The sequence below is a fragment of the Pantoea sp. CTOTU49201 genome (assembly GCF_032054795.1).
Taxonomy (GTDB): domain Bacteria; phylum Pseudomonadota; class Gammaproteobacteria; order Enterobacterales; family Enterobacteriaceae; genus Pantoea; species Pantoea symbiotica.
Genome location: NZ_DAMBSA010000431.1, coordinates 1 through 3,838 on the forward strand (window position 1 = coordinate 1; position 3,838 = coordinate 3,838).

Annotated in this window: 4 protein-coding genes and 1 tRNA gene; all 5 read right to left on the reverse strand. The window is 52.8% G+C overall.

Annotated features, from left to right (window positions below; all coding sequences use genetic code 11):
* Window positions 1–105: 105 nt before the first annotated feature.
* Window positions 106–181: transfer RNA gene (locus tag RTY00_RS21530), tRNA-Lys, on the reverse strand.
* Between the two features lie 166 nt (window positions 182–347).
* A complete protein-coding gene (gene cpoB, locus RTY00_RS21535) occupies window positions 348–1,154 on the reverse strand; it encodes a cell division protein CpoB (protein ID WP_008107398.1) in 807 nt (268 codons plus the stop codon).
* Window positions 1,155–1,163: 9 nt separating this feature from the next.
* Window positions 1,164–1,679: a peptidoglycan-associated lipoprotein Pal gene (pal, locus tag RTY00_RS21540; protein WP_008107396.1), complete on the reverse strand. Its 516-nt coding sequence runs from the start codon at window positions 1,677–1,679 to the stop codon at window positions 1,164–1,166.
* A gap of 64 nt (window positions 1,680–1,743) precedes the next feature.
* Complete coding sequence (tolB, locus tag RTY00_RS21545; protein ID WP_008107394.1) at window positions 1,744–3,039, reverse strand: Tol-Pal system beta propeller repeat protein TolB; 1,296 nt, start codon at window positions 3,037–3,039, stop codon at window positions 1,744–1,746.
* Between the two features lie 116 nt (window positions 3,040–3,155).
* The coding region (gene tolA / locus RTY00_RS21550) for a cell envelope integrity protein TolA (RefSeq protein WP_312666121.1) at window positions 3,156–3,838 on the reverse strand (683 nt) is incomplete at its 5' end.

A 3,838-nucleotide genomic window follows, 5' to 3' on the forward strand; every position in this document is an offset into this window, starting at 1 on the left:
CTGCGACCAATTGATTAAAAGTCAACTGCTCTACCAACTGAGCTAACGACCCATCAAGGTTGTGAAGCTTACTGAAGAAATCATCTCACTTACAACGGGTTGAGATGGTGGGTCGTGCAGGATTCGAACCTGCGACCAATTGATTAAAAGTCAACTGCTCTACCAACTGAGCTAACGACCCATCTTCAGTGCTGCCGATACTTGTTAAGATATGTCCCGGCAACGGCGGCATATATTACTGATTTAGCGGGAGGGCGCAACCCTTATTTTCCACTAAATGTCTCAATTGCTTACCTTTCATGCTGTAAGACCAGAAATCACACGAAATCCGGTCTTTTAAGCACAAATTACAACCCGGCAAGACGTTTTTGCGCCTGCTTAGCAGAATCACTATTTGGGAATTGTTTGATCACTTGCTGGAAGACAGCCTTGGCTTTCGCCGTGTCGTTCTTCTCTTGCATGATCACGCCAACCTTAAACAGCGCTTCCGGGGCTTTTGGCGATTTCGCGTAATTTTTTACCACAGTGGCAAAATAATAGGCCGAATCGTCTTTTTTACCCTTGTTGTAATACAGCTGACCCAGCCAGTAATTGGCATTCGGCTGATAGGTAGAATCAGGATATTTCTTCACCCAAGCCTGCAGGGCAGTAATCGCCTGATCGTACTGCTTCTTCTCCAGAATCAGCGCAACGGCAGCATTGTAATCCGTGTTGGCATCGCCGGTTTGTGCTGGCGCGGCCGCACTGGCGTTATCGCTGCTACCGCTATCAGCCGCTGCGGCACCCGCAGCGCCCGCAGCAGCGGCATCCGCACCACCGCCGGCCTGCGCACCGTTACTGCCGGAGCTGAGGCTGTCGATTTGCTGATAAAGCTGTTTCTGGCGCTCGATCACCTGATTAAGCTGATAGCTGTTTTGCTGGATTTGCCCGCGCAGCGAATCGATATCGCTTTGGTTGTCGCTCATCTGCTGCTGCAATTGCTGCAGAAGCTGAGCCTGGGCATTTGAGATACGTTCAAGAGTGGTGACGCGGTCTTCGACCGAGCCTGAGCCAACGCTACTGATTGACGCCTGGGCATTAGCAGCCCCCAAAGGGGCCGCTAAACCAACCAGTAACGACAGACTCAACAGATGAAGTCTGAAGTTACTCATCATGATATTTTCTTAGTAAACCAGTACGGCACGACGGTTTTTAGCGTAAGCCGCTTCGTCATGACCCAGTACAGCTGGTTTTTCTTTACCGTAAGAAACGATAGACATCTGGTCAGCAGAAACGCCTTTGCCTTGCAGATACATCTTAACGGCGCTTGCACGACGTTCGCCCAGGGCGATGTTGTATTCTGGAGTACCGCGCTCATCCGCGTGACCTTCGATGGTCACTTTGTAAGACGGGTTGCCACGCAGGAATGCCGCGTGCTGATCCAGCATCTGAGCGTAGTCAGAAGCCACGTCATACTTGTCCAGACCGAAGTAAACGATGTTGTTCTGCTGCAGCTGCTGCATCTGCAGGCGCGCTTGCTCGTCAGAAGACATGTTACCGTTCTGACCAGCACCGTAAGCACCGTCGTTAGCGCCCATACCGGTCTGATCGTTATTGTTGTTTTTGTGTGAGCTACATGCAGCTACTGCGATAACCGGCAGAGCCAGCATCAAACCCTTCAGCACTTTGTTCAGTTGCATTTCTTTATCCTATTATTTTGTTTGCCATACATTTTAATCCCCCGCCGTGCAGGGGACCTATGCATCACAGATACGGCGACCAGGCAGGGAATTTGACCTGTCCATCAGTTGCCGGAAGACGCGCTTTGAAACGCCCGTCGGTTGAAACCAACTGCAACACGGAACCCATCCCCTGAGTAGAGCTATAGATTACCATTGTGCCGTTTGGCGCCAGACTCGGCGTTTCATCCAGGAACGTGTCCGTTATTGTTTGAACGGCTCCCGTTACCAGATCCTGTTTGGCGACATGCTGAGCGCCACCGGCGCTGCTGATCATCACCATAGTTTTACCGTCGGTTGACACATCCGCATCCTGGTTTTGCGCACCTTCCCAGGTAATACGTTGTGGCGCACCGCCGTTGATACCAACTTTATAAATCTGAGGCGCACCGGCCTGATCCGAGGTGTAAGCCAGCGTCTGGCTGTCCGGGAACCACGTCGGTTCAGTGCTGTTGTAGCGACCATCCGTCACCTGACGCGTCTGACCAGAGGCCAGATCCATCACGTACAGGTTCAGGCTACCGGTTTTCGACAGCGCGAAGGCCAGTTTAGAACCGTCTGGTGAGAAGGCTGGCGCTCCGTTGTGACGTGGATAAGAAGCCACCTGACGGATTGCACCGTTAGACAGCGTCTGCACAACCAGCGCAGATTTGCCGCTTTCGAAGGTCACGTAAGCCACTTTGCTGCCATCTGGCGACCAGGCCGGAGACATCAATGGCTGCGGTGAACGGTGAACCACAAACTGGTTGTAGCCATCGTAATCCGACACGCGCAACTCATACGGGAACTGACCACCGTTGGTCTGCACCACATAGGCGATACGAGTACGGAATGCGCCTTTAATGCCGGTCAGCTTCTCGAACACTTCGTCACTGGCAGTGTGCGCTGCATAACGCAGCCACTGCTTGGTCACTTTATAAGAGTTCTGTGCCAGCACGGTGCCTGGTGCGCCGCCGGTATCCACCAGCTGATAGGCAATTTGATAGCTGCCGTCAGCGTTTGGCGTTACCTGGCCGACCACGACCGCATCAATACCCAATGCGCTCCATGCGGCAGGTTGAACTTCCTGCGCGCTGGCTGGCTGTTGTGGCAGACGAGAACGATCGAGCGGATTGAATTTACCGCTGTTGCGTAAGTCAGCAGAAACGATCCCGCCGATGTCTTCTGGTGCCGCGCCTGGGCCAGCCCATTGGAACGGAACCACACCAATAGGACGTGCGGTGTTAACGCCCTGCGTAATTTCAATACGGACTTCTGCATGAAGCATTGCTGCCCACAGCAGTACAAAAAAACCTAAGGTTACACGAAGTGCCTGCTTCATCTTTTCTCCCTTACCTGAACCAGAGGTTCATGATAATTCGCACAGTTCCTGAAAAACACGAGTACTTATAGAGTACGGCGAGCTAACCATAGTTCAACCTGCCGTACGTTACTGCATTATTCTGGTTTGAAACGCATAGGTGCGTTTTTAAACACTTCATACACCGCCTGCGAAGGCGGCTTTGGAATACGCGCCTGCTTCGCGGCAGCGATTGCTGCCTGACACAAGGCTGGATCGCCACCTTCCGATTTAACATCAATCAGTAAACCATCCGGTGCCAGCTTGATGCGCAGGTTGCACTCTTTACCTTTATACAAATCAGCATCGTAGAAACGGCTCTGAATCGCGCCGACCACTTGCCCCAGATAATTATTGATATCTGCGCCTGACGCGCCCGCTTTCTTCTGATTACCCTGCCCTGCAGCGCCACCCGATGCGGTGCCGCTTTTCGGTGCATTCTTACCAGAAGACAAACCACCTAACAGATCGTCAACGGCGTTTGCGTTCTTCGCAGCTTCAGCGGCGGCTTTTTTGGCATCGGCAGCCGCTTTCGCTTTTGCATCCGCTTTGGCCTTCGCAGCTGCATCGGCCTTGGCTTTCGCCTCGGCTGCAGCCTTCTCTTTCGCTTCAGTTGCAGCTTTTTCTTTTGCCTCAGCAGCCGCTTGCTCTTTCGCTTCTTTCGCTTCCTGAGCCGCTTTCGCTTTCGCATCGGCAGCAGCCTGCGCTTTGGCTTCAGCATCCGCTTTAGCTTTCGATTCTGCGGCGGCTTTCGCCTGTTGTGCCGCTTTCTCTTTGGCCG